20 protein-coding genes and 1 pseudogene are annotated in these 23,858 nt (G+C 68.5%); 8 read left to right on the top strand and 13 right to left on the bottom strand.

Features of this window, described 5'->3' with window-relative positions; all coding sequences use genetic code 11:
• Window positions 1-101: 101 nt before the first annotated feature.
• The 7 genes from U4Z31_RS32990 to U4Z31_RS32960 form a co-directional block, all read right to left on the bottom strand.
• Window positions 102-1,604, bottom strand: a complete 1,503-nt coding sequence (locus U4Z31_RS32990) for an aldehyde dehydrogenase family protein (protein WP_321812572.1) — start codon at window positions 1,602-1,604, stop codon at window positions 102-104.
• A gap of 315 nt (window positions 1,605-1,919) precedes the next feature.
• Window positions 1,920-2,651, bottom strand: coding sequence for a helix-turn-helix transcriptional regulator (locus U4Z31_RS32985; RefSeq protein ID WP_124489048.1), 732 nt, complete (start codon window positions 2,649-2,651; stop codon window positions 1,920-1,922).
• A gap of 395 nt (window positions 2,652-3,046) precedes the next feature.
• Complete coding sequence (locus tag U4Z31_RS32980; RefSeq protein WP_321798986.1) at window positions 3,047-3,922, bottom strand: neutral zinc metallopeptidase; 876 nt, start codon at window positions 3,920-3,922, stop codon at window positions 3,047-3,049.
• Window positions 3,923-4,286: 364 nt separating this feature from the next.
• Entirely contained in the window at window positions 4,287-6,314 is a 2,028-nt protein-coding gene (locus U4Z31_RS32975; RefSeq protein WP_321812571.1) for a sigma-54-dependent Fis family transcriptional regulator, read from the bottom strand.
• Between the two features lie 348 nt (window positions 6,315-6,662).
• Window positions 6,663-7,169, bottom strand: coding sequence for an acetone carboxylase subunit gamma (locus U4Z31_RS32970; RefSeq protein ID WP_034180969.1), 507 nt, complete (start codon window positions 7,167-7,169; stop codon window positions 6,663-6,665).
• A gap of 40 nt (window positions 7,170-7,209) precedes the next feature.
• Window positions 7,210-9,534, bottom strand: coding sequence for a hydantoinase B/oxoprolinase family protein (locus U4Z31_RS32965; protein ID WP_044846667.1), 2,325 nt, complete (start codon window positions 9,532-9,534; stop codon window positions 7,210-7,212).
• An 11-nt stretch (window positions 9,535-9,545) separates the two neighbouring features.
• Complete coding sequence (locus U4Z31_RS32960) at window positions 9,546-11,690, bottom strand: hydantoinase/oxoprolinase family protein (RefSeq protein WP_321812570.1); 2,145 nt, start codon at window positions 11,688-11,690, stop codon at window positions 9,546-9,548.
• Window positions 11,691-12,120: 430 nt separating this feature from the next.
• Here U4Z31_RS32960 and U4Z31_RS32955 point away from each other — a divergent pair, with 430 nt between their 5' ends.
• The 5 genes from U4Z31_RS32955 (at window position 12,121) to U4Z31_RS32935 (ending at window position 17,134) form a co-directional block, all read left to right on the top strand.
• Window positions 12,121-12,912, top strand: a complete 792-nt coding sequence (locus U4Z31_RS32955; protein WP_321812569.1) for an SDR family oxidoreductase — start codon at window positions 12,121-12,123, stop codon at window positions 12,910-12,912.
• A 222-nt stretch (window positions 12,913-13,134) separates the two neighbouring features.
• The gene (locus U4Z31_RS32950) at window positions 13,135-14,187 is read left to right on the top strand and encodes a LysR family transcriptional regulator (RefSeq protein ID WP_321812568.1); all 1,053 of its coding nucleotides are present in this window, start codon (window positions 13,135-13,137) and stop codon (window positions 14,185-14,187) included.
• A 99-nt stretch (window positions 14,188-14,286) separates the two neighbouring features.
• Window positions 14,287-14,973 carry a DUF4286 family protein gene (locus tag U4Z31_RS32945; RefSeq protein ID WP_321812567.1) on the top strand — a complete coding sequence of 229 codons (687 nt, stop codon included), beginning with the start codon at window positions 14,287-14,289 and terminating at the stop codon, window positions 14,971-14,973.
• 90 nt (window positions 14,974-15,063) lie between these two features.
• Window positions 15,064-16,383, top strand: coding sequence for an MFS transporter (locus U4Z31_RS32940; protein ID WP_321812566.1), 1,320 nt, complete (start codon window positions 15,064-15,066; stop codon window positions 16,381-16,383).
• Window positions 16,384-16,432: 49 nt separating this feature from the next.
• A complete protein-coding gene (locus tag U4Z31_RS32935) occupies window positions 16,433-17,134 on the top strand; it encodes a DUF2848 domain-containing protein (RefSeq protein WP_321812565.1) in 702 nt (233 codons plus the stop codon).
• A gap of 74 nt (window positions 17,135-17,208) precedes the next feature.
• On the opposite strand, the gene U4Z31_RS32930 is transcribed toward U4Z31_RS32935, so the two are convergent.
• Complete coding sequence (locus tag U4Z31_RS32930) at window positions 17,209-18,189, bottom strand: NAD-dependent epimerase/dehydratase family protein (protein WP_124489056.1); 981 nt, start codon at window positions 18,187-18,189, stop codon at window positions 17,209-17,211.
• Between the two features lie 99 nt (window positions 18,190-18,288).
• On the opposite strand from U4Z31_RS32930, the gene U4Z31_RS32925 reads away from it, so the two are divergent.
• Complete coding sequence (locus tag U4Z31_RS32925; protein WP_321812564.1) at window positions 18,289-19,188, top strand: LysR family transcriptional regulator; 900 nt, start codon at window positions 18,289-18,291, stop codon at window positions 19,186-19,188.
• A 42-nt stretch (window positions 19,189-19,230) separates the two neighbouring features.
• Here the strand turns inward: U4Z31_RS32925 and U4Z31_RS32920 are convergent, their stop codons facing one another.
• The 3 genes from U4Z31_RS32920 to U4Z31_RS32910 are packed head-to-tail and all read right to left on the bottom strand — an operon-like array spanning window position 19,231 to window position 20,776.
• Window positions 19,231-19,551 (bottom strand): hypothetical protein, encoded by a 321-nt coding sequence (locus U4Z31_RS32920; RefSeq protein WP_257769343.1) that lies wholly within the window; start codon window positions 19,549-19,551, stop codon window positions 19,231-19,233.
• Between the two features lie 26 nt (window positions 19,552-19,577).
• On the bottom strand, window positions 19,578-19,844 hold the full coding sequence (locus U4Z31_RS32915) for a hypothetical protein (protein WP_321812563.1): 267 nt from the start codon (window positions 19,842-19,844) through the stop codon (window positions 19,578-19,580).
• Between the two features lie 59 nt (window positions 19,845-19,903).
• Window positions 19,904-20,776: a LysR family transcriptional regulator gene (locus tag U4Z31_RS32910; protein WP_044846723.1), complete on the bottom strand. Its 873-nt coding sequence runs from the start codon at window positions 20,774-20,776 to the stop codon at window positions 19,904-19,906.
• Window positions 20,777-20,935: 159 nt separating this feature from the next.
• Between U4Z31_RS32910 and U4Z31_RS32905 the strand changes: the two genes are divergently transcribed.
• Window positions 20,936-22,396: an MFS transporter gene (locus tag U4Z31_RS32905; protein WP_321812562.1), complete on the top strand. Its 1,461-nt coding sequence runs from the start codon at window positions 20,936-20,938 to the stop codon at window positions 22,394-22,396.
• Between the two features lie 69 nt (window positions 22,397-22,465).
• Here U4Z31_RS32905 and U4Z31_RS32900 read toward each other — a convergent pair whose 3' ends face one another.
• Entirely contained in the window at window positions 22,466-22,663 is a 198-nt protein-coding gene (locus U4Z31_RS32900) for an oxidoreductase-like domain-containing protein (RefSeq protein WP_039321747.1), read from the bottom strand.
• Window positions 22,664-22,768: 105 nt separating this feature from the next.
• Here U4Z31_RS32900 and U4Z31_RS32895 point away from each other — a divergent pair.
• Window positions 22,769-22,852 (top strand): annotated as a pseudogene (locus tag U4Z31_RS32895) (RidA family protein); the annotation flags it as partial.
• 88 nt (window positions 22,853-22,940) lie between these two features.
• Here the strand turns inward: U4Z31_RS32895 and U4Z31_RS32890 are convergent.
• The gene (locus U4Z31_RS32890) at window positions 22,941-23,654 is read right to left on the bottom strand and encodes an SDR family NAD(P)-dependent oxidoreductase (RefSeq protein ID WP_321812561.1); all 714 of its coding nucleotides are present in this window, start codon (window positions 23,652-23,654) and stop codon (window positions 22,941-22,943) included.
• Window positions 23,655-23,858: the final 204 nt, after the last annotated feature.

The raw sequence follows: 23,858 nt of genomic DNA, 5'->3' as shown, positions 1-23,858 counted from the left end.
TCTCCACTTTCGGATCGTTTGAACCTCGACCGTCCGGGGTCGGGGTTCGAGGTTTTCGGGTTGTTCGCGGGGTTCGTGGTGTTCGGAGCAGGCGCCGCGCGTCAGTGCGCGATGCAGACGGATTTGGTTTCGGTGAAGCCTTCGATCGCGTACTGGCCGAACTCGCGGCCGATGCCCGATTGCTTGTAGCCGCCGAACGGCATCGACGGGTCGAGCGGAATGTGACAGTTCACCCACACGGTGCCGGCCTCGATCTGCGGCACGAGGTTCATCACGCGCTTCAGGTCGTTGCTCCAGATGCTCGCGGCGAGGCCGTACGGCGACGCGTTCGCGAGTCGCACCGCGTCGGCCGCATCGTCGAACGGCACGACGACGATCACCGGGCCGAACACTTCGTCGCGCACGATCGCGCTGTCCGGATGCGGATCGGCGATCACGGCCGGCTTCACGTAGTAGCCGGGCAGGTCGTCGGCCGGCGTGCCGCCCGCGAGGAACGTGAGGCCCGCGCGGCGCGCGCCTTCGATGTGCTCGACGACCTTGTCGCGATGGTGCGCGGAGACGAGCGGGTTGATCTGCGCGGTGGTATCGAGCCCCGCGCCGAGCTTCATCGACTGCGCGACGCCCGCGAGGCCGTCCGCGAGCTGCGCGAATTTGCTGCGATGGACGTAAATGCGCGACGCGGCCGCGCACACCTGCCCCTGGTTGAAGAACGCGCCGGCGGCGACGCCGTCGAGCGCCTGCGCGACGTCGACGTCGTCGAGCATCACGATCGGGTTCTTGCCGCCGAGTTCGAGCGAGAAGCGCGTCATGTTCTGCACGGCCGCCGCGCCGACCAGCTTGCCGGTCGCGGTCGAACCCGTGAACGAGATCTTCGCGATCGACGGGTGGCTCGACAGCGCGGCGCCGCACGTGCGGCCGCCGGTGACGACGTTGAACACGCCGGGCGGCACGCCGGCGTCGAGGGCGAGTTCAGCGAGGCGCAGCGCGGTGAGCGGCGTTTCCGGCGACGGCTTCAGCACGATCGTGCAGCCGGCCGCGAGCGCCGGAATCAGCTTCCACACCGCGATCATCAGCGGGAAATTCCACGGCACGATCGCCGCGACCACGCCGACCGGCTCCTTGCGCGTATAGGCCGCATAGCGCGCGCCGGGCGGGAACGGGATCGACACGTCGAGCGTCTGGCCGGTGATCTTGGTCGCCCAGCCGGCCATGTAGCGCACATATTCGACGCTCGCGCCGACCTCGATCGCGCGCGACACGTGGATCGACTTGCCCTGGTTCAGCGTTTCGAGTTGCGCGAGCGTTTCGGCGTCGGCCTCGATCAGGTCGGCGAGCTTCAGCAGGATGCGCTCGCGGTCCGCCGGGCGCAGCCCGCTCCACACTCGGGTGTCGAACGCCTGCTTCGCGCTCGCGACCGCGCGGTCGACGTCGTGCGCGTCGGCATCGGCGACCGTCGCGAGCCGCTCGCCCGTCGCCGGGTCGTACACGTCGAGCCGCGCGGGCGAGTGCGCGCGCTGCATGGCGCCGTCGATGAAAAGGCCGAAGTCGCGTGCGACGAAGGTGCGCACGGTGTCGCTGACCGCGACGAAGTTCGTGGTGCTCATGGGCGTCTCGATGATTGTCATGACTGGGCCGCGTGCGCTTCGGCATGCGGGTGTCGAACCACTTTATCGACGGGGGATCGCGCCCGGTGAGCGCAAATTGGCAAGCGCGTGCGGGACCGGAACGCGGGTGACTCGGGAACGTGGAATGGCGGCGTGCGAGCGTCGCGTTATCGTCGGATCGATGGCGGGGTGCGATGCGATCGGTGCAACGTGGATGCGGGTGCGGGTGCGGGTGCGGGTGCGGATGCGGATGCGGATGCGGATGCGGATGCGGACGCGGGTGCGGATGCGGATGCGGATGCGGATGCGGAAAAGCTACAGGAACAACGCGCCGACCAGCTCGGTGCGGTTCGACACGCCGAGCTTCCGGTACATGCGCATCAGATGTGTCTTGATGGTCGGCTGGCCGAGCGCGAGATCGCGTGCGATTTCCTTGTTCGAGCGGCCGTCGCGTACGAGTCGCGCGATCTGCTCCTCGCGGTAGGTCAACCGCTCCTCGCAGCCGATCCGGTGAATCCCGCGCCGCGCGCGCAGCAGCGGGGCCAGCGCGGCTTCGGCGACCGGCTGCAGCCGTGCCAGCGCGTCGATCTCGCCTGATGCGAACCGGCCCGCCGTGCGGTTGCCGTCCGCGTCGCCCGTCCCGAAGCGCAGCAGCGAAAACGCGCCGACCGTGCGGCCCGCGTCGTCGCGCAGCCAGATCTCGACGACGTCGGCCACATCGTGCCGTCGCAGGAAACGGGTCCAGTACGCGGACGCATCGCGTCTTTCGTCAGGCAATTGGGACGCGAGCGTCACGACCGCACGTTCACCTGCCGCGCAGCGCGACGGGTGCAGCGGATCGAGCATCCGGTAGCGCGCGATGTAGGTGCGATGCATCGCCTCCGGCATCCCGAACAGCTCGAAATCGGCCGGCTCGCCGCTCAGGTCGAGCCGGTAGAACACGGTCGCGGACGGGCTCGCAAACGCGTCGAACGCATCGACGCACGCGCGCAGCGCGCGCTGCCAGTCGGCGGCTTCGTGGTCGGCGGAAGCGGATGAGGTCGGCATGATGGGAGCGGCCGGCGGCCGAACGCGTCGAAGGTCGAGCCAGCCTACCCGCGCCGAAATGGGCCGGTGAGCACAAATCGGCAATTCGTCCGCAGGGGGCGGATGACGAAGCTGCCGGCCATGTCGCGACAACGGAGCCTGCGACGGGAAGGCATGCGCCGTGAGCCGTGCGGACGATGATGGCTGTCGAGGGTGACGCGAGTCATCGCACGCGCCGGCGGCGACCCGACGACAGAATCCACGTCGCGTAGGCATGCGCCGCAAGCCGTGCAGTCGAGAATGGACGTCGAGGGTGGCGCGAGACATCGCGCGCGCCGATCGAGCATGATCGGAATGATCAGCGAAATGCGCGGAGCGGCAGCGTTTGCGCCGCGCCCGGTCAGTCAGGGTCCGCGTCAGTGCGCGTTCGCGGCGAACGTGTCGCAGGCACTTACTTCACCCGACTCCATCCCGCGCCGCAGCCAGTACACGCGCTGCTCGCTGGTGCCGTGCGTGAAGCTCTCCGGTACGACATAGCCCTGGCCTTGCTGCTGCAGCCGATCGTCGCCGATCGCAGCCGCCGCCTTCAGCCCCTGCTCGAAATCGCCGGGCTCCATCAGCCGCTGGTTCGCGCGCTGCGCGTTGTTCGCCCACACGCCGGCGAAGCAGTCGGCCTGCAGTTCCATCCGCACCGACAGCGCGTTCGAGCGCGCTTCGCTCGAACGGCGGCGCGCGGCATCGACCTTGTCGGAAATGCCGAGCAGGTTCTGCACGTGATGGCCGACTTCGTGCGCGATCACGTAGGCCTGCGCGAAATCGCCGCCCGCGCCGAACCGCTTGCGCAGTTCGTCGTAGAAGCCGAGATCGATGTACACGTTGCGATCGCCCGGACAGTAGAACGGCCCCATCGCGGTCTGGCCGGTGCCGCACGCGGTCGGCGTCGAGTTCGTGAACATCACGAGCTTCGGCGGCTGGTACTGCGCATGCAACTGGGTGTTGAAGACGCCCGTCCACGTGCGCTCGATATTGCCGAGCACCTTGCGCGTAAATACCGCACCGGGATCGTTCGCCGGCGCGCCCTGATGCTGCGTGGGCGCGGGCTGCGCCTGCTGCTGGCGGCCCTGCAGCGCCGATGCGCCTTCGAGCACGACGCGCGGGTCGATCCCGAAGAAATACGATGCGGCCAGCGCGACCACGATCGTGCCGATGCCGATCGTCGCACGCCCGCCGCCGAACCCGCCGCCGCGTCGATCCTCGACGTTCACGCTTTCTCTTTCGTCGTCCAGCCTCATTGCCGGCCCTCCCTTCCTTGTCGTTGTGCTGACCGGACAGCCCCCGGCAGACGATTGATTCCCATTGCGACGTGCAGCGTCCGGCGCGCCATCGCACGGCGGCACCGCCCGGTCAGTGGTGCGGCACCATGCAGTACCGCGCCGCCCCGCCGTTACACGACGCACGCGGCATCCGGACGACAGTCTGGCGCACGCGCCATTTTGCCGACCTTGGCGTCTTATCGCAAAATAAGGAGCATAGAGCGACCGGACCGGCGACATCGTCATTCTTTGCAAAATGACGGCGCGTGCGGCCCGGGAGGACGAGATGACCGGCGGAAGAACCAGGCTTGCCCGTCGGCCGCCCGGCCAGGCCTGCCGCGACTTACTTCGCGTGACCTCGACGAACGTCGCTCACTGCTTCGAGCAAGCGGTACTTGCGGATCTTTTCATAGAGCGTGCTCTTCGCGATGCCGAGCTGACTCGCTGCCTTCGTCAGATTGCCGGCATGACGCGCAAGCGCGCGACGGATCGATTCCGCCTCAGCCATCTTCAACGAGTCGCCCGCATCCGGCGCGAGCGCGTCGACGGCCCGCGCGGCGCATGCATCGATCGGCGCCCCCGCGCCGATCTCGGCAGGCAGTTTGTCGGCCTTTATCACCGGGCTGTCCGACAGCAGCAGCGCCCCCTCGATCGCGTTCCGCAGTTCGCGCACATTGCCGGGCCACGGATAGCGCAACAGGCGTGCATACGCATCGTCGTCGAACGACCTCGGGGAGAGGCCATACGACTCGCACAGATGCCCGAGCCAATGCGCAATCAGCGCCGGCAGGTCCTCGCCGCGCTCGCGCAAGTTCGGTATCGACACGGTCGTGACCGCGATCCGGTAGTACAGATCCATCCGGAACCGGCCGTTCGCGACGGCGTCCTTCAGATCCCGGTGCGTCGCCGCGACCAGCCGGAAATTCACCCTGCGCGGCGTATTCTCGCCCAGGCGATAGATTTCGCTCTCCTCCAGCACGCGCAGCAGGTGCGGCTGGATGTCGAGCGGCATTTCCCCGATCTCGTCGAGAAACAGCGTGCCGCCATCGGCCGCTTCGATCTTGCCCGCCGCACCGGACTTGCGTGCGCCGGTAAATGCGCCTTCCGCGTAGCCAAACAACTCGCTGGCCAGGAGGTCTCTCGACAACCCGCCGCAGTTGAGCGCAACGAACGGACCGTCGGCGCGATCGCTCGCCTGGTGGATACCCTGCGCGAACAGCTCCTTGCCGACGCCGGTTTCGCCGAGCAGCAGCACCGGCACCCTGGACGGCGCGAGCTGGCGCGCACGATTCACGGCCGCCCGCAATGCGGCGCTGTCGCCGACGATACGCTCGAACCCTCGCGGCTCGCCGCCGTGCCGTTCCCGTCCGCGCGCGATCGGGACGGCCCCGCGGGGATTCGTGATGCCCGGCGTCACGATCATGTAGCCGAGCACGTCCGCACCGTCACGCACGGTTTCGATGTGGCTGCGCGACAGCCATGCCGGCGCACTCGCCGACAGGCGGCCGTCGCCCGCGTAGTGCTCGAGTTCGGGCAGCGCGAACGCAGCGTCGCACCGGATATCGAATCCGAGCCGGCGCAACACCGGAACGACCTGCGCGTTGGCCTTGACGAGTCGGCCGCGTTCGTCGACGACGATCACCGCATCGGAGGAAGACGCACCGAAGCGTGACGCGCAGCGGTCGAGCAGGCTCAGACGGCGCGCCATGCCCTCCTTCGCGAGCCGGCTTTCGATGCGGCCCGCAAGCGATACCGCGAGCGCAAGGCTGTATGGGTTGTAGGTCTGCGCGAGCCCCGAAATGTCGATCACGCCCAATACGTGCCCGTCGCGCGGATCCTGGATGACGGTCGCCGAGCAGGTCCAGCGCTTGATGCCCGCGCAGAAGTGCTCCGCGCCATGGATCTGGACCGGCTGCCTGAGCGCGAGCGCGGTGCCGATCGCATTGGTGCCGCAATTCAGCTCGGTCCACTCGCAGCCCGGAATGAGGCCGACCTCGCGCGCAGGCTCGACGATCCGCATGTCGCCCTCCTGCTGGAGGATCATCCCGCTCGGATCGGCCAGCAGCATTACCGTACCCGTCTGCGAAAGAAAATCCCGGGTGTGCTGCATCAGCGGCAGGCTCGCATCGACGAGGCGACGGTTCGACGTGCGCCACTGCACGAGCCCGTCTTCATCGAGCGGCGGCGGCGCACGGTCGACGCCGGGATCGACGCGGCTGACGAGACAGCGCTGCCACGAATCGTCGACCACGCCGCGTACGTCGGGCGAACGCCACTCGCTGCCTGTCACCAGATGCTCCCATGCGGCCATGATGCTCGCGTCATGGCGTGGACTGGGAAACCAGTCCATCGGCGTGCCTCTCTGTTGCATGTCTGTCTCCTGGCGGTGTCGTGACGGCACCAACCGCACGGCCGTCTCAGCGGCCATTTTGTCGACTTTGTGGGGCGCCCGACCGCAGCCGGCGGCGAGCGTAGCGACTATCGTACTCCGTCCCGGCGCCTCGACGTCCGTCCGGACACCAACCACTGCAAGCAATGCGCGCGCCAGCAAGCGGTCGCCCGCACGTCGTCGCGCGGCTCGGCACGCCGTCGAGAACCGGTGGCCGAAAAGAAACCGGCCGTTCGAAAATCGAACGGCCGGAAATCGAACACTTTCCGCGAACGAAGCCGAAGCGAGGCCGGCGAACGCCGAGCCACGCGGACAGCGTCAAATGTCAGATCATTGCACGCGCTCCGGAACCGGCAGCTTCACCCATTCCGCGTAGAACGCATCGATGTCGGGTTCGAAGTCGTGAATGACCGGGTACCACGGCGTAGGCGCCTCGACGTCGTGCATCGCGCCGCAAGTCGGGCAGTAGTATTCGCGATAGACCTGCCATTGCGTGTCGGGCGCCATCAAGCGTGGGTAGACCTCGTCCATCGCCTCTTCGGATTCGCGCACGAAGATGTTCGCATGCAGTTTCCAGTTGTCGCGGTAATCGCAGAACACATGACCGCAGTCGCATTGCGTGACCCAGTGCTTCGTCGCCCATTGCTGCACGATGTACAGGTGCGGGCCGAGCGGCAACACGATGCGGTCCTTCCAGCCGAGCTTCTGCTGCAGCGCATCGACATACATCCGGAAGCGCTCGCCGTCCTTCGGCATCGACAGCATGCGCAACGTGGTGTCCCAGTCGAGCTTGCCGTCGACCATGTTCCTGATCTGTTCCTTGGTGTAGGTAGACATCTCCAGTCCTCCATGTGGGTGATAGTGCGCAGGGTCCGGTTCACTCCTCGACCAGCACCACTGTATTGACGTCGGGCATCTTCGACAGGTCCATGCGGAATTTCGAGCCGTAGGTCGGCACGTCGAGCTCGTCCTCGGTGAGCGTCCACGTGTCCGGCAACTCCCAGAACGCGCGGAACTGCTGCTCGAATTTCGTCGACAGGCCGAAGCTCGTCGCGAACATGTGCTGCACCTGTGTCGATGCATGCTTGAGGAGGATCCGCTCGCGCTCGCCCTTCATCCATTCGCGAGTCGGTTGCGAGCGCGCGAGACGCGCGTTGCGGATCTCGATGCGCCGCAGAGCGGTCGCTTGCGGATCGACCGTCCAGATGCCGTTGACATCCCGCGTCGCCACCGCCCCATAGACCTTCTGCGCGTATTCGGGCAGCAGCACCGCGTTGTTGAGATCGCGTTCGATCGCGTCGATCTCGCGGTCGAGCGGATCGCCGAAGCCGGGGCCGCCGCGCAGATAGTTCAGGTAGAGATCGTAGTTGCTGTAGCAGTCCTCCGTGGTCATGCATTGCTGGTCGCGCTTGACGACCGCGCCGGCGTTCAGGTGGTTTTCGTAATCCGGCAGGTCCGGATTCGTATCGCCGCCGAGCGGCAGGCTCTCGCCGAGCGCGATGCGCTCCTCGATGCCAGTGCGATGCGCTTCGAAACGATAGCCGGTGGCGGGCGGGTAGCCGCCCATCAGGCCCCAGTCGCTGTTCATGTAGCCGTTTCCCATGAAGAACATCGTCCAGTCCTGCGCCTTCCAGACCATGCGCAGCGTCTCGAATCCGCAACCGCCGCGGTACTTGCCGTAGCCGCCCGAATTCGACTTCACGTTGCGGCCGAGGTACAGCAGCGGCTCGGCCATCTCCCAGATCTCGATGTCGCCCATGTCGCCTTCGGGGTTCCAGATCGCGGCCGCGTGATTCAGACCGTCCTTGATCGCGCACGCGCCGGTGCCGCACGACGACGCCTCGAAGCTGTTCACCGCATGGATATCGCCGTCCTGGTTGATCCCGCCGCCCTGCAGCCAGTTCGACGTGTTGGCGTTCCCCGCGTTGACCTCCTCGAGATAGCCGCGGCTGAAGTACGCCTGCGACAGGGCGCGCCACATCGCGCTCCAGCCCGACACCAGGAAGTGCCACGCGTAAGCGTGTCCGGTGCGGCGGTCGTCCGGGTTCATCCACGCGCCCTTGGGCAGGTGGAATTCGGTGCCGAAATACGCACCGTCGTTGATGCGCTGCGTCGGCACCAGCGTCTGCGTCATCATCACCCAGATGCCGCTCGTGAACGCGACCTGGTGCGCGTTGTACGAGTGCCAGCCCCAGCGGCTCGCGCCCTCGAAATCGAGACGCCACGAGCCGTCCTTGCGAATCTCCATCTCGACCGGCGAATGCATGATCGAGTCGAGCTTCGCAAACGCGGACGACGTCTGCACGTCCGGATGGTCGTACGGCACGTCGACGAACGCGACCTTGCGATACTTGCCCGGCAGCGTCATCGCCTTGAGGCGCGTCTGCAACCCGCGCCGTCCTTCCTCGATCACCTCGAAGCCGAATTTCTCGTAGGCGTCGAGGCCCTCCTCGTCGATCACTTCCTCGATCAGATCGCGGATCATGTGGCAGCCGGCGATGCGCGTGCGCTCGTCGAGAATCCAGTACTTCGGCGTGCGAACCGAGCGCTGGCTCTCGTGCAGCCAGTCGCGCAGCGGCGTGTCGTTCACCCCTGTCTTACGGCACGTAATCATGTAGCCGTCGCCGAAACGCTGCACCTGGCCCGTCGACATCGATCCCGGTGTCACCGCGCCGGTATCGATCACGTGCGTGACGCCGCCAACCCACCCGACCAGCTTGCCGTGCGCGAAAATCGGCACGATCGTTGCGATGTCGCACGGGTGGACGTTGCCGATCGAGCAGTCGTTGTTGGTGAACATGTCGCCGGGCTGAATGCCCGGATTGGCTTCCCAGTTGTTTTCGATCATGTACTTGATCGCCGCGCCCATCGTGCCGACGTGGATGATGATTCCGGTCGACGTGAGCACGCAATCGCCCGCCGCGTTGTAGAGCGTGAAGCACAGCTCCCCTTCCTGCTCGACGATCGGGCTCGCGGCAATCTTCTTGGCCGTTTCGCGCGCATGCACGAGGCCGCCGCGCAGCTTCGAGAAGATCTTCTCGTAGCGGATCGGATCGCGCTCGCGCAGCTCGAGCCGTTCGAGCCCGTTGTAATGGCCGGTTTGCGCGGTGCGCTCGAGAATGCCGTCGCGAAACTGCTTGAGCGTCTGGCCGTTCTTCAGCAGATCGGCGAAGCCGACTTCCTGGCTGGACATCATGTTCATCGCATGTCTCCTTACTTGACTTCGCTAAGATGGAAGAGGCGGTGCTTGTCGAGCGTGGTGGCGAAGCCCTTCGGGACGACGAACGTCGTCGCGTCGGATTCGATGATCGCGGGCCCCGCGATCTCGTTGCCCGGCTTGAGCGACTCCATTCGCCAGATCACCGCGTCATGCCACTGCTTGTGCCGATACAGACGCCGCGTGCCGATACGCGCGTCCGCCGGCGGCGTGGGGCCGGCAATGGCGTCTTCCGGCAATACCGGCTTCTGCGTGACGACCATGCCGCGCATGATCGCGCCCGTGACCGAGAAACCCAGCTCCGGCGAGCGCGCGGAGCTCGCGTACACGCGGCCGTAGGTCTCTTCGAAGGCCGTCACGATCTTGTCCCAGTCGTCCGCACCGGACGCGCCCGCGATCGGCGATTCGATTTCGAGGTCGTTGAGCTGGCCCATGTACTGCATCCGGAAGCCCGGCCGCAATATCACGTCCCGCTCGCCGAAACCGTTGATGCGAAACTCGTCGATCACCTTGGCGGTCAGTTCGGCCCAGGCCTTCTGGATCGTCTGCGCGGCCTGCGCCTTCTCGGCGTCGGACGCGAGCTGCGGCAGCGCGAGATCGACGCTCTTGTCGTAGCGATACTCGAAATCCGCGCACGCGCAGCCGAATGCCGAGAAGCCTGCCGCCCACGCCGGCACGACGACATCCTTGAAGCCGAGGCCCTCGGTGTAGCCATAGGTATGAACCGGCCCCGCGCCGCCATACGAGAAGCACACGAATTCGGTCGGGTTGTACCCTTTCGCGCTGACGTTCGAGCGCAGGTATTCGCGCAGTTGCAGGTCGAGCAGCTCGATCACGCCGGCCGCCGCATCCTCCACGGAGAGTCCGAGCGGCTCGGCGATCTGCACGCGAATGTGCTCGCGGGCGTGATTCACGTCGAGCTTGATCTGGCCGCCGAGGAAGTTGTCCGGGTTCAGGTAGCCGAGCACGACGTGGCAATCGGATACGGACACCGTCGTCAGGCCGCTGTCGGGCCAGCACGTGCCGACGCGATAGCCGGCGCTGTCCGGCCCGAGCTTGATGGCCCCGCTGTACGGATCGAGCCGCACGAAGCTGCCGGCGCCCGCGCCGACCGAATCCATCGTGACGAGCGGCAGCGACAGCACCAGGCGCGCCATGTCCGGGTCGGACGCGATCGCGAATTTGCCCTTCGTGATGAGCGCCATGTCGAATGACGTGCCGCCGATGTCCGAGCATGCGATGTTGTCGTAGCCGAGCGCCTCGCCGAGGAGCTTCGAGCCGATCACGCCGCCGATCGGCCCCGACACGATGGTGCGCGCCAGTTCCTTCGCTTTCCAGCTGATCGTGCCGCCGTGCGTCGCCATCACGCGCAGGTCGAATTTCGCGCCGTGCTTGCGGAAGCGGTCGCTGACTTTCCTGAGCGTCTGCCGCGACGGCTCGGCCGCATACGCTTCGAGCACCGTCGTGTTCATCCGGTGGCTTTCCTTGCGCTGCGGGTAGTAGTCGACCGATGCGAACACCGGGAGATCGACGCCGCGCGCAGCCAGCTCGTCGCGCACGATGTCCCGCGCCTGGCGCTCGCTCGCGGCGTTCTTGTGCGACTGAAGAAAACAGATGACGATCGCTTTCGCACCGGCGGCGACGAGCTCCCGCGTAGCCTGCCGCACTTCGTTTTCCCGCAACGGAATCACGATCTCGCCCTGGACGTCCGTACGCTCGGTGACACCTCGCGTTCGCGACAACGGCACGAGCGGCTCGTCGTAGCGGTGCGTATTCAGGTGGATGCGCTCTTCGAGCGCGTACCCGAGGTAGCTCTGGATCGCCCGCCCCATCAGGTGCACGTGCTCGAAGCCCTTGTTGACGAGCAACCCGACGTCGAGCCCCTTGCGCTGCACGACGCGGTTGAGCATCGCAGTGCCGGAATACACGCAGGTGACCAGTTCCGGATAGACGTCGTCGACGTCGCGTTGCCAATGCGCGAGCGCGTCCTGCGACGAGTTGAAGATCGCGAGTGATTCATCCTCCGGATTGCTTTGCGCCTTGCCGACGACAAACCGTCCGTCCTCGCGCACGAAGAAGGTGTCGGTCATCGTGCCGCCCGCGTCGATGCCCAAGACCTGGACTTGCGAAAGTCCTTCCATGGTGATGTCTCCAATGATTGAAGTCGTGATGAGCCGCGCTCCGGTTCGAACGGGGTCATCGTTCGATCCCGGGCGTCGGCTCATCTGCAAGGAGGCAACAACCGTGCCATTCGGTGGATCCGGCCGATCGGCGCGCCCCGGTCAAGCCAGGCGGGGCGCCCATCGGATGGAGCGGGTTGCTTCGGGCAGGCGACTCACCTTGGACGTCCGGATTCCGGACTGGTCAGGCGTCCGAATATCAGTCGGCTCCCCCGGCGGGCGGGTGCACGCTTGCCCCGGATCAGGAACGGAGGCAGCGCGGGCGCCTCGCCGTGCGGCGTGACGTCATCGCCGGCCGTCGCCCCTCATTCACGTTCATCCTTTCGGCTGATACCGGCATTCATCCGTGCCGCCTAAAGTGACCGGAAACGCCCCCCTTACGGAGAACGACATGACGCACCCGCAACCCCGTACGATCGCGATCACCGGCGCCGGCACCGGCATCGGCGCCGCGTGCGCGCGCCGCTTCGCCGCCCGCGGCGACCGCGTCGTACTGATCGGGCGGCGCCGCGCACCGCTCGACGCGCTCGCCGCCGAGACGGGCGGCCTCGCGCTCGCCGGCGACGCCGCGAGCACGGCCGACTGGGCCCGCTTCCTGCCGGAGATCGCCGGGCGGTTCGGCCCCGTCGATGCGCTCGTCGCGTGCGCGGGCGGCCACGGTCTCGGTCGCGCGGACGCAACCGACGACGCGCAATGGCGCGACGCGCTGCATGCGAACCTCGACACCGCGTTCGTCAGCGCACGCGCGTGCCTCCCCGACCTGATCGCGCAGCGCGGCAGTATCGTGTTGGTCGCGTCGATCGCCGCGCTTGCGGCCGGGCCCGGCGTATGCGGCTACACGGTCGGCAAGCATGCGCTGCTCGGGCTCGCGCGATCGCTTGCACGCGACTACGGGCCGCACGGCGTGCGCGCGAACGCGGTGTGCCCGGGCTGGGTCCGTACGCCGATGGCCGATGCAGAAATGGAACCGCTGATGTCCGCATACGGCGACACGCTCGACGGCGCGTATGCCCGCGTGAGCGCCGACGTGCCGCTGCGGCGCGCGGCCGATCCGGACGAGATCGCGGCCGTGTGCGCATTCCTGGCATCACCGGATGCGTCGTTCGTAACGGGCGCGACGCTCGTCGCCGACGGCGGCGCAACGGTCGTCGACGTGCCGACGCTCGCATTCGACACGCTTTGATGCATGGGGATACGCCGCCCGCACGACGCATCTTCGTTGCACTGGGACGCATCGCCCGCGCGCGCATCGTGACGGGCGGCCGCGCTCGCCCGCCGGTACGCGACCGCCCGTTCCCTCGCCCGGCGCATGCACCACGCCGCGCGCGCTTCCCGCCCCGGAAATCCGCTAACATCGACCGATCCCGCCGCCCCCGCGCGGCACTGCCTCACCGATCGGCATTCGATGAACATCCGGTTTCTTGAAACCTTCGTCTGGCTCGCGAAGCTGGAGAACTTCCGGCTCACGGCCGAGAAACTGCACACGACGCAGGCGGCCGTGTCGAGCCGCATCGCGTCGCTGGAAGAAGCGTTCGACGTGCGGCTGTTCGACCGCAACACGCGCTCGGCGACGCTCACGCCCGCGGGGCGGCGCATGCTCGCGTACGCGGAACGCATCGTGCGGCTCGACAGCGAGATGCGGCGCGACATCGACGCGGCGAGCGACGCGGGGCTGATCCGGATCGGCGTGATCGAGTCGATCGTCCACAGCTGGTTTCCGGCACTGATGGCGCAATTGCGCGAGCGCTATCCGCGCCTCGACGTCGAGATCACCAGCGACACGACACTGCACCTGATCCGCCTGCTGAGCACCGACGGCGTCGACCTGATCCTGCAGACCGACCCGGTGCCGGGCCCCGACTTCACGAACCTGCCGCTGTGCGAATTCCCGGTGCGCTGGGCGGCGAGCCCGCGTCTCGGGCTCGGCGGCGAACGGCTCGACGTCGCGCGGCTTGCCGCGTACCCGATCATCAGCTTCTCGCGCCACTCGGGCCCGCACGCGACGATCGAGCGGCTGTTCGCGGCCGTCGAGCGGCCGGCCAGCATCAACTGCATCACGTCGGTCGCCGCGATGATCCGGCTCGTCGCCGACGGTTTCGGCGTGGCCGCGCTGCCGCCTGCGATCATCGGGCGCGAACTGCAGGAAGGCGCGCTCGAACTGCTCGACGTCGAACCCGAATTCCCCGCGCTGCCGCTCGTCGCGTCGTATCGCACGCGGGGGCTGCCGGTCGCCGCGCGCATCGCGGAACTGGCGAGCGAAGTCGCGCGCGCAATGCCGGCGGTTTCCAGTCATGCGAGGCCCGCCGCGTCGGCAAAGGCCGAAACCGAAACCGAAACCGACATCGTCGACAAGTCCCCCGCCCGCTCGGCGAAAAAAGCCCGACCCGCGTCGGCAAAACGCACGCCCCAATCCGCGTCGCCCGCCCCCTCGGCGAAACGCCGCCCGCGCCGCTCATAAGAAAACCTGTTCACCGCGAATTTGTTTTCTTGTTGGACGGGTGCGGCCCGTCTTCGGGACACTGCGGTTCCTGACACACCCCGTCACAAGGAACCCGCCATGTCCCGCCTTTCCCTTCCGCACGGCCAGCTCTGCGTCTGGACGGACATCGATCCCGCGCACGAAGCCGATTTCAACGCGTGGTACGACCGCGAGCACATGCAGGAGCGTGTCGCGATTCCCGGCTTCACGCATGCGCGCCGGTTTCGCGCGACCGACGGCGGCCCGCGCAAGTACCTCGCGCTGTACGTGACGGACACGCTCGACGTATTCCATAGCGACGCGTACCGGCGCGCGTTCACGCAGCAGACCGCGTGGTCGCTCGCGAACTTCGAACGGATGACGGGCACGCAGCGGCGGGTCGGCGACCTGACGATCGAGGCCGGCGACGGCGAAGGCGTGCATCTCGCGCTGTTCGTGCTGCCGCCGGAGCGCGTCGACGTGCCGCACCTGCGCGAGCGCTTCGACGCGGCGCTGCACGAGCCCGGCATCCACGCGGCCCGGCTGTTCCGCACCGCGCCGGACCTGTCCGCGCCGATCGGCGCCGACGCGGCCGCGCGTCCGGCCGCCGACGCGCTCGTGCTGATCGAGGGCAGCGATGCCGCGGCCACGCGCCGCGTCGCCGCCGCGATCGCCGGTCACGACGACGTGCGCACCTTCGACCTGCTGTGGCGCGCCGCCGCGCCGCTGCCGGCTGCCGGTCGCGACGCCGAAGCCGAACCGGCCGCCGCCGCGCTGCCGGCCTGAACGCCGACGCCGCCACCGGCCGCGCCGTCCGTGATCCGCACGCGGCCCGCGCATCGGTCCCCGCGCGTCACCCCCGTCCTCCTTCACGACATGCCCGACACCATGAGCACTCTCGCCCAGCCCGCCGCCCACGCGCCCCGCCGCGTCCGCAACAGCCGACTCGCGACCGCGAGCATGATCGGCACGTCGCTCGAGTGGTACGACTTCACGATCTACAACACGCTCGCCGCGCTCGTCTTCAACCACCTGTTCTTTCCGTCGGTCGATCCGCTGGCCGGCACGATCCTCGCGTTCTCGACCTATGCGGTCGGCTACGTGTCGCGTCCGCTCGGCGGCTTCGTGTTCGGCAACCTCGGCGACCGCATCGGTCGCCGCGCGGTGCTGATGCTCACGCTCGTGCTGATGGGTGTCACGACCGCGCTGATGGGCGCGCTGCCGACCTATGCGCAGGCCGGCATCCTGAGCCCGATCCTGCTCGTCACGCTGCGCTTCGTGCAGGGCGTCGCGCTCGGCGGAGAATGGGCCGGCGCGGTGCTGCTGTCGGTCGAGCACGGCGACCAGAAACGGCGCGGACTGTCCGCGTCATGGACACAGATCGGCCCGTCGTTCGGCACGCTGCTCGGCACCGGCTGCATCGCGCTCGTGACGCTCTCCACCACGTCCGACGCCTTCCTGTCGTGGGGCTGGCGCGTGCCGTTCGCGGCCAGCGCGCTGCTCGTCGTATTCGGTTTCTGGCTGCGGCGCGGCGTCGACGAAACGCCGCAGTTCGAGCAGCTCGCCGAATCGCACGCGACCGCCGACGTGCCTGTCGCCGAAGTGCTGAAGTGTCACTGGCGGCGCCTGCTGATCGCCGGCGGCTCGCGGATCGGCTCCGACGTGCTGTACGCGCTGATCGTCGTGTTCACGCTGACCTACGTGACGACCGTGCTGCACCTGTCGCGGCCGGTCGCGCTGACGGCCGTGATGATCGGCACGGCCTGCAACGCGCTCGCGGTGCCGTTCTTCGGCGCGCTGTCGGACCGCTTCGGACGCCGTCCGGTATACCTCGCCGGCGCGATCGCCGGGATCGTATGGGCGTTCGTGTTCTTCGCGATGCTCGATTCGGCGCGGCCGGGCGCGATCGTCGCGGCGGTCGCGATCGGCCTCGTGATCCATGCTGTGATGTACGGCCCGCAAGGCGCGTTCGTCACCGAACAGTTCCCGACCCGCGTGCGTTATGCGGGCTCGTCGCTGGCCTACACGCTCGCCGGCATCGCCGGCGGCGGCTTCGCACCGCTCGTGATCGCCACGCTGTTCCGCCAGACGGGCACGACGACGGCCGTATCGCTGTACGTCACCGCGGCGCTCGTCGTCACGTCGATCGCGCTGCTGGCCGCGCGCGAGACCGCGCACCGGCCGCTCGCGGATTGAACATCCCCGCCGGTCGTTTCACTCATTCGCACTTCGAACGGATACCCGCATGCAAGCCCTGTCGTTCAACGTGTTGTCCCTGCAAGGCGCGCCCGCCCAGGTCGACGTCGAGATCGAACGTGTCGTGATCGCCGGCTGGGCCGGCCGCGATCCGGACGCGATCCGCGCGCACATCGACGAACTCGCGGCGCTCGGCGTCGCGCCGCCGTCGGCCACGCCGTGTTTCTATCGCGTGTCGTCCGCGCTGCTCACGCAGGCGCCGTCGATCGGCGTGCTCGGCGCACGCTCGGGCGGCGAGATCGAGTGCGTGCTGATCGACAGCCCGGTCGGCACGCTGGTGACGGTCGGCTCCGATCATACGGATCGGGAAGTCGAGGCCTACGGCGTCGCGGTGTCGAAACAGGTGTGCGCGAAACCGCTCGGCCGCGACGCGTGGCGTCATGCGGACGTCGCCGATCATTGGGACGCGATCGAGATGCGTTCGTGGTGGATCAAAGCCGGCGGCGAGCGCGTCGCATATCAGCACGGCGCGGTCAGCGGGCTGCTTGCGCCCGCCGCGCTGTGGCACCGCTTCGACGACCGGCGCACGATGCCCGCGCGCTGCGCGATGTTCGGCGGCACGGTCGCCGTACACGGCGCGATCGCGGCGATGGGCGACGGTGACGCGTTCGAGATGGAACTCCACGATCCGGTGCTCGGGCGCAGCCTGCGGCATCGGTACGAGGTCGAGGTATTGCCGGTTGTCGCGTAAAGGCGGTGGCAGGTGCGCAGGCAATAAAGAACCCGCCCGCACGCGGCCCCGTCACCCGCCTTCAGCGCTCGCCGTCATCGCAAGCAGCCCAGCCCGGCCAGCGTCGCCTCCACCGCCGTATCGAGCGGCGTCACCGGCTCGCGGCCCAGCACCGCCGTCACCCGCGCGTTGTCCATCCGGAGCGGCTCGCGCCACAGATAGCGCATCTCGAGCATCTCGCGCATCGTCGTGACGAACGGCGCCGCGACCCACACGAGCCACCACGGGAAACGCCGCACCGTCGGCCGCATCCCGTGCCGCTGCGCGACGCGGCGCACGGCCTGCGCCATCTGCGTGCCGTCCGCGTCCCAGTGACCGCCGAAGTGGAAGCGCGCGAACGGCGCCAGCGTGTCGCGCCGCTCGAGCAGCTCGACCATCGTGCGCGCGACGTCCGGCAGGTACGCCCATTGATGGCCGACGCCCGGCCGGCCCGGCACGCTGATGGCCGCGACGGGCCGCCCGGCCTTGACGAGCGCCTGCCCGAACCAGTTGTTGCCCGCGTGCGCCCCGAAGAAATCGCCGGCCCGCACGATGATCGTCCGGACGCCCTGCGCGGTCGCCGCCTGCAACCGCCGCTCCATCTCGACGCGGATCGCGCCCTTGCGCGTCACCGGATGCTGCGGCGCCTCTTCGCGCAGCACCGGAAACGCGTCGGGGCCATAGTTGTAGACCGTCCCCGGCAGCACGACGGTCGCCTGCGCCAGCGTCGCCGCCGCGATCGTGTTGTCGAGCATCGGCAGCACCTGCGTCGACCAGTTCCGGTAGCCGGGCGGATTCACCGCATGCACGATCACGCTGCAGCCGCGCGCCGCGCGAACCACCGCCTCGCGGTCGAGCGCGTCGCCGCGCAGCCACGCGATCCCGTCGCGCTCCACCGTCTCGGCGTCGAGCCCGCGCTTGAGCGCGCGCACCTGCCAGCCGGCATCGCGCAACTGACGCGCGACCTCGCCGCCGATACCTCCGCTCGCGCCGAGCACGAGTGCCTGTCGTTGCGTCCCGCCTGCGTTCGCCGTCATTGCCGTTCTCCGTGAATGAACCGTTGTCAGCACCCATTCTGGCGCGAGGCAGCCTAACAAGGAATTGCTTAACCCGATGCATCGGCTATACATTTATGCATGGCCATCGATCTGAACTGGGAACGCTACCGCACCTTCCTCGCCGTGCTGACGGAAGGCTCGCTGTCGGGCGCGGCGCGCGCGCTCGGCATCACACAGCCGACGGCCGGCCGCCACGTCGCGGCGCTCGAAGCCGCGTTCGGCCAGACGCTGTTCACGCGCTCGCCGTCGGGGCTGCTGCCGACCGAGGCGGCCCTGGCGCTGCGCGGCCATGCCGAGGCGCTGCGCAGCGCGGCGGCCGCGTTCGAGCGCGCGGCCGCGAGCCACGGCGCGGGCGTGCGCGGCACCGTGCGGATCTCGGCCAGCGACGTGATCGCGGTCGAGGTGCTGCCGCCGATGCTCGCGCAGTTGCGGCGCGACCATCCGGGGCTCGTGATCGAACTGGTGCCGACCGACCGCATCCAGGACGTCCTGAATCGCGAGGCCGACATCGCGGTGCGGATGGCGCCGCCCGCGCAGGAGGCGCTCGTCGCGCGGCGCATCGGCGCGCTGGAAGTCGGGCTGCATGCGCGCGACGACTACCTGGCGCGCAACGGTACGCCGTCATCGACGGACGAACTCGCCCATCACGCGCTGATCGGCTTCGATACGGTCACGCCGTTCATCCGCGCGGCGGGGCGCGGGATGCCGCTGTGGAACCGCGATGCGTTCGCGCTGCGCACCGACAGCAATCTCGCGCAGCTCGCGATGATTCGCGCGGGCTACGGGATCGGCTTCTGCCAGAACCGGCTCGCGCAGCGCGATGGACGGCTCGTGCGCGTGCTGCCGGACGGGCCCGCGACGAAACTGGAAACCTGGATGGTCATGCACGAGGATCTGCGGACGAGCCCGCGTTGCCGGGCCGTATTCGATGCGCTGGCGAACGGGCTGCGTGCGTATGCCGAAGGGACGGCCGACTAGGCCGTTCCCGCCCGCCGCGCACGCAAATCGCCGCGGCGCGCGCTATTCGTGGATCTTGCCGGCGAACAGGATGTCGGCCATGCGCCGCCACGGGTTGTCGGGCAGGTCGTAGCAGCGCAGCCCCTCGTCGGACGCCTCGGCCCAGTCGACCATCGCCTCCAGGTACTCGCCGATCGAGCGGTTTTCCCAGCCGAGCGCGGCGGCCGCATACGGCGCCGGCGGCAAGTCGGCCTCGAGCTGGCGCTCCTTGTGCCAGTCATGGCCGAGCACGCGCAGGAAACGGATCAGCGAGCGCTCGTCGATCACCCGCTCGAGCGCGTGCGCCAACCGCGCGGCCATCTCGCTTTTCAGTTCGTCGTTCATGCGTATCGCCCCCTGCTACGCAACGTTCAGAACGCTTCCAGCTCGCACCAACCGGGATACGTTTCCTCGACGAGGAAGAAATCGTCGAAGTAGACCAGCCCGCGCCGTTCGAGCGACCTCATGCACGCATCGGCGGCGTCGCCGCCGAAGAACGGGCCGAGCGACACCAGCCGGTCCGACTCGTCGAAACAGTCGGCGAAATTGAATTCGCGCATGAGCGCGGACAGGCCGACGTCTTTCTCGACCAGCGCCGCGCGTCGAACGACGATCCCGAAATCTCTCGATATTTTCATCGGTACCGACTCCCGTCGAATACGTGCCGCTGCGCCGACGCGCATGCGTGCTTCATGCTTCACATCAGCAACTGCCGCGACAGCACCTCGCGCGCCTGCGTGACCGTCTCGCGCTCGCCCGGCATCGGCGGCGTCAGCGAGAACACCGCGTCGGGCAGCGTCGGCAGCCGGTATTTCGCGCCGAGCCGCACGAGGCCCTCGCCGATCGCCGACGCGCACAGGCAGCCGACGCCGAGCCCCGCCGCCAGCATCGACTGCAGCCCCGCGACGCCCGACGCGCTGTGCACGAGCACGTACGGCGCGTGCTGCTCGTCGAGCGAGCGCACCGCGATCTGATGCATCATGCAGTCGTCCGGCAGCAGCACGAGCGGCAACGGCTCGGGCAACTGCTCGGCGAGCGCGGGCGACGTGACCCACGACAGCGGCTCGCGCCGCAGCACCCAGCGCGTATCGGCCGACGCGGGCCGGAACGGGCCGCTCGACAGGTTCATCACGACGCCAAGATCGATCTGCCCGCGCGCATGGGCAGCTTCGATCTCCGCGCTCTTCATCGCGCTCACGTGCAGGCTCAGTTGCGGGTAGCACTCCCGCAACCGCGCGAGCAGGCCCGCGACTTCATGCGTCCGGTAGTAGTCGGTGATCGCGACGCGCAATTCGCCCTTGATCGCCTGTCCACGCACTTCGTCGAACGCGGCCTCGTTCAGCGCGACGATGCGCCGCGCATGCTGCAGCAAGCGCGCGCCGGCCGGCGTCGGCTCGACCCCGCGCTTGCTGCGCACGAACAGCGGCACGCCGGCGCGCGACTCGAGCTTGCGCACCTGCTCGCTGACCGTCGACTGTGACAGATGCAGCAGCGGCGCGGCCGCCGTTAGGCTGCCCGCATCCGCCACCGCCGCGAACGTGCGCAACTGATCCAGGTCGAAACCGCGCATCGCACCCTCCATCCATCGAATAACCCGATGGATGCTACCACCAATTCCCGCTTTTCCGATTCATCGGCGGTCCGCAGAATATCGGTTCAACGGCCCGCCGAACCCGTTTCCACGGGATTCGGCATGCGTTGCGGCCACCATTCTTCCGGATTTCCTTTCATGACCGACAACACCCTCGCCCGTTGCGCGCCGGCCGGCGCGGCTGCCGCGGCACCGCCGCGCAGCCATCACGGCTGGGCGCTCGTGGTCCTGCTGGTCGGCGCCATTCTGCCGCCGCTCGACTACTTCATCGTGAATCTCGCGCTGCCGGCCATCCGCGACGGCATCGGCGCGCGGCCGGCCGAGCTGCAGCTCGTCGTGTCGGCCTACGCGTGCGCGAACGCGGTCGTGCAGATCACCGGCGGGCGTCTCGGCGACCTGTACGGCCGCAAGCGGATGTTCATGATCGGGATGGCCGGGTTCGTCGTCGCGTCGGCACTGTGCGGGCTCGCCGGCAGCGGCGCGGTGCTGGTCGGCGGCCGCGTGCTGCAGGGCCTGTTCGCCGCGATCCTCGCGCCGCAGGTGCTCGCGACGATCCGCAGCGTGTTCAGCCCGCAGGAGCAGGTGCGCGTGATGGGCTTCTACGGTTTCGTGTTCGGCCTCGCGGCCGTGATCGGCCAGCTCGGCGGCGGCGCGCTGATCGACCTGCATCCGTTCGGGCTCGGCTGGCGCGCGATCTTCCTGGTCAACGTGCCGATCGGCATCCTCGCGCTGCTCGGCAGCTGGCGCTTCATCCCGGAAAGCCGGCCGCCGCGCGGCCAGCGCATCGACGTGCCCGGCACGGTACTGCTGTCGCTGTTCCTGCTGATGCTCGTCTATCCGCTCACGCACGGACGCGAGGCGGGCTGGCCGCTGTGGATGATCGCGTGCGTCGTCGGTGCGCTGCCGATGCTCGGCGCGCTGCTGGCGGTCGAAGCGCGCCGGCTCGCCGGCGGCCGCGACCCGCTGCTCGACGTGCGCCTGCTGCGCAATCCGGTCGTCGCGCTCGGGCTCACGCTCGCGTTCCTGTTCTACATGCTGAGCGCGTTCTTCCTGAGCTACGGCATCTATCTGCAAGGCTGCCTGAACTGGTCGCCGCTCGCGTCGGGGCTCGCGATCCTGCCGCTCGGCATCGGCTTCCTCGCGAGCCCGCTGCTGATGCCGCGTCTCGTCGAGCGGTTCGGCGGCTATCGCGTGCTCACGCTCGGCTTCGCGATGCTCGCGGCCGGGGTCGCGACCGCCGCCGCGCTGGCCGGCGATCATGCGCCCAGCCCGGGCTTTTACGCGGGGATCGCGGCGATCGGCATCGGGCAAGGCCTCGTGCTGCCGTCGGTCGTGCGGATCGTGCTCGCGGAAGTCGACGCGGCGCGCGCCGGGGTCGCATCCGGCATGGTCACCGCGATGCTGCAGATCGGCGCGGCCGTCGGCGCCGCGACGCTGGGCGGGCTGTTCTTCGCGCGGCTCGGCGCGCAGCCGCGCGCGCTCGACTACGTGCAGGGGTTCAGGACGGCGATGTGGGCGCTGGCGGCCGTGCTGCTGGCGTGCGTCGCGTTGTCGGCCGCATTGGGGCCGATGCATCGGCGGGGGCGCGCCATCGCGTGACGACGCCGGCCCGGGAAGCCCTCGCCGGCAACGAATCGCGGCATGCGCGATCGCTTGCCGGCGGCGGGCTCACTGGTGATGCTTGAGTTGCGCGTGCCGTGCTTCCCATTCGGCCAGCTCGACGCGATAGCGCGCCAGCGCTTCGTCGTACAGGTCGAACACGCACGGCGAGCAGCCGCTGTTGCAGCAGTCTTCCAGTTCGGGTTGTTCGGGCGGGGTCGGACGCGGATCGTCTGCGAGCGTATCCGCGGAGGCAGGCTTGGTCACGGCTTCAGTCATATGGTGTGGAACGCCCAGTATACGGTGATGGTCGGCGGCATGCAGGCACGCACCGGGCGCAGCCGCGCATCCCGCACCGACAGGAATCGCGCCATGGCCGAAGCAGTGAATCCGCCGGAACGCCGGGCGCCGTTCGGCGCCTTCTCAATGGCCGCGATCCAGGGCGACGGCGGGATCCGATCGAAATCGCGGCAATCACGGAAATCTCGCGTGCGCGATTTCGCATGCCCTGACGTCGCACTCGAGTGCGATCACCCGCTCCCTGCTACGCCACGCGACCGCTCACCGGAATCGATGCGCCGGTGATCGCCTGCGCGTCGGTCGACAGCAGGAATCCGATCGTCGCCGCAAGCTGCTCGGGCCGGACCCAGCGCGTGAAATCCGCATCCGGCATGTCCGCACGGTTTGGCGGCGTGTCGATGATGCTCGGCAGCAGCGCGTTCACGGTCACGCCGCGATCGAGCAGTTCCGCCGCCAGCGCCTCGGTGAGCCGCGCGACGCCCGCCTTCGCGGCTGCATAGGCACCCATCCCGGTGCCCGCCTTGAACGCCGCGCCCGCGCCGATGTTGACGATGCGGCCGGCCGGGCTCGTCACCAGATACGGCAGCGCGGCCTTCGACGCGTTCAATGCCGTCTTCACGTTCAGTTCGTACATGCGGTCCCACGTGGCCGCGTCGCCGTCGGCGATCGTCTGCCAGACGAACGCGCCCGCGATGTTCAGCAGCGCGTCGACCCGGCCGAATTCGCGATTCACCGCTTCAAGGGCGCGCGCAGCCGCCTGCGGATCGACGAGGTCGATGCCGCCGATGCGCAGCGCATCGGCCGGCACGTCGGGCAACGCCTGCGCGTCCGGCGCCGCGCCGCGGCCGATCAGCGCGACGCGCGCGCCGCGCTGGCCGAGCCAGGCGGCCGTGGCGACGCCGAGATGGCCGAATCCGCCGGTGATCGCGACTGCCTTGCCTTTCAGGTCGTGTTCCATCGATGTGCTCTCCTGGGTCGAGGGGGTTGGATGATACGTGGTTCGGGGCGATGCCGGTACCGACACGGACGCGCGTGGCCAGCGTTTCGACAGCGTAGCGCCGTTCATGCTTGCGCGCGCACGGCGATCAATGCGTCACCGCCAACGCAGCCGCTCGGTTGATCCGCAGCCGTGAAGGCGCGCACCGCGCATGACGGTGGACGG

Origin of the sequence: Burkholderia sp. BCC1985 (genome assembly GCF_905339915.1) — a bacterium.
Classification (GTDB): domain Bacteria; phylum Pseudomonadota; class Gammaproteobacteria; order Burkholderiales; family Burkholderiaceae; genus Burkholderia.
The sequence above is the reverse complement of the archived record's forward strand: the minus strand, read 5'-3'. Positions and strand labels throughout refer to the sequence as shown.

Excerpts from the sequence above, each read along its gene's own strand:
- U4Z31_RS32990 (WP_321812572.1), bottom strand. The coding sequence starts at position 1,604 with ATGAGCACCACGAACTTCGTCGCGGTCAGCGACACCGTGCGCACCTTC.
- U4Z31_RS32985 (WP_124489048.1), bottom strand. The coding sequence starts at position 2,651 with ATGCCGACCTCATCCGCTTCCGCCGACCACGAAGCCGCCGACTGGCAG.
- U4Z31_RS32980 (WP_321798986.1), bottom strand. The coding sequence starts at position 3,922 with ATGAGGCTGGACGACGAAAGAGAAAGCGTGAACGTCGAGGATCGACGC.
- U4Z31_RS32975 (WP_321812571.1), bottom strand. The coding sequence starts at position 6,314 with ATGCAACAGAGAGGCACGCCGATGGACTGGTTTCCCAGTCCACGCCAT.
- U4Z31_RS32970 (WP_034180969.1), bottom strand. The coding sequence starts at position 7,169 with ATGTCTACCTACACCAAGGAACAGATCAGGAACATGGTCGACGGCAAG.
- U4Z31_RS32965 (WP_044846667.1), bottom strand. The coding sequence starts at position 9,534 with ATGAACATGATGTCCAGCCAGGAAGTCGGCTTCGCCGATCTGCTGAAG.
- U4Z31_RS32960 (WP_321812570.1), bottom strand. The coding sequence starts at position 11,690 with ATGGAAGGACTTTCGCAAGTCCAGGTCTTGGGCATCGACGCGGGCGGC.
- U4Z31_RS32955 (WP_321812569.1), top strand. The coding sequence starts at position 12,121 with ATGACGCACCCGCAACCCCGTACGATCGCGATCACCGGCGCCGGCACC.
- U4Z31_RS32950 (WP_321812568.1), top strand. The coding sequence starts at position 13,135 with ATGAACATCCGGTTTCTTGAAACCTTCGTCTGGCTCGCGAAGCTGGAG.
- U4Z31_RS32945 (WP_321812567.1), top strand. The coding sequence starts at position 14,287 with ATGTCCCGCCTTTCCCTTCCGCACGGCCAGCTCTGCGTCTGGACGGAC.
- U4Z31_RS32940 (WP_321812566.1), top strand. The coding sequence starts at position 15,064 with ATGCCCGACACCATGAGCACTCTCGCCCAGCCCGCCGCCCACGCGCCC.
- U4Z31_RS32935 (WP_321812565.1), top strand. The coding sequence starts at position 16,433 with ATGCAAGCCCTGTCGTTCAACGTGTTGTCCCTGCAAGGCGCGCCCGCC.
- U4Z31_RS32930 (WP_124489056.1), bottom strand. The coding sequence starts at position 18,189 with ATGACGGCGAACGCAGGCGGGACGCAACGACAGGCACTCGTGCTCGGC.
- U4Z31_RS32925 (WP_321812564.1), top strand. The coding sequence starts at position 18,289 with ATGGCCATCGATCTGAACTGGGAACGCTACCGCACCTTCCTCGCCGTG.
- U4Z31_RS32920 (WP_257769343.1), bottom strand. The coding sequence starts at position 19,551 with ATGAACGACGAACTGAAAAGCGAGATGGCCGCGCGGTTGGCGCACGCG.
- U4Z31_RS32915 (WP_321812563.1), bottom strand. The coding sequence starts at position 19,844 with ATGAAAATATCGAGAGATTTCGGGATCGTCGTTCGACGCGCGGCGCTG.
- U4Z31_RS32910 (WP_044846723.1), bottom strand. The coding sequence starts at position 20,776 with ATGCGCGGTTTCGACCTGGATCAGTTGCGCACGTTCGCGGCGGTGGCG.
- U4Z31_RS32905 (WP_321812562.1), top strand. The coding sequence starts at position 20,936 with ATGACCGACAACACCCTCGCCCGTTGCGCGCCGGCCGGCGCGGCTGCC.
- U4Z31_RS32890 (WP_321812561.1), bottom strand. The coding sequence starts at position 23,654 with ATGGAACACGACCTGAAAGGCAAGGCAGTCGCGATCACCGGCGGATTC.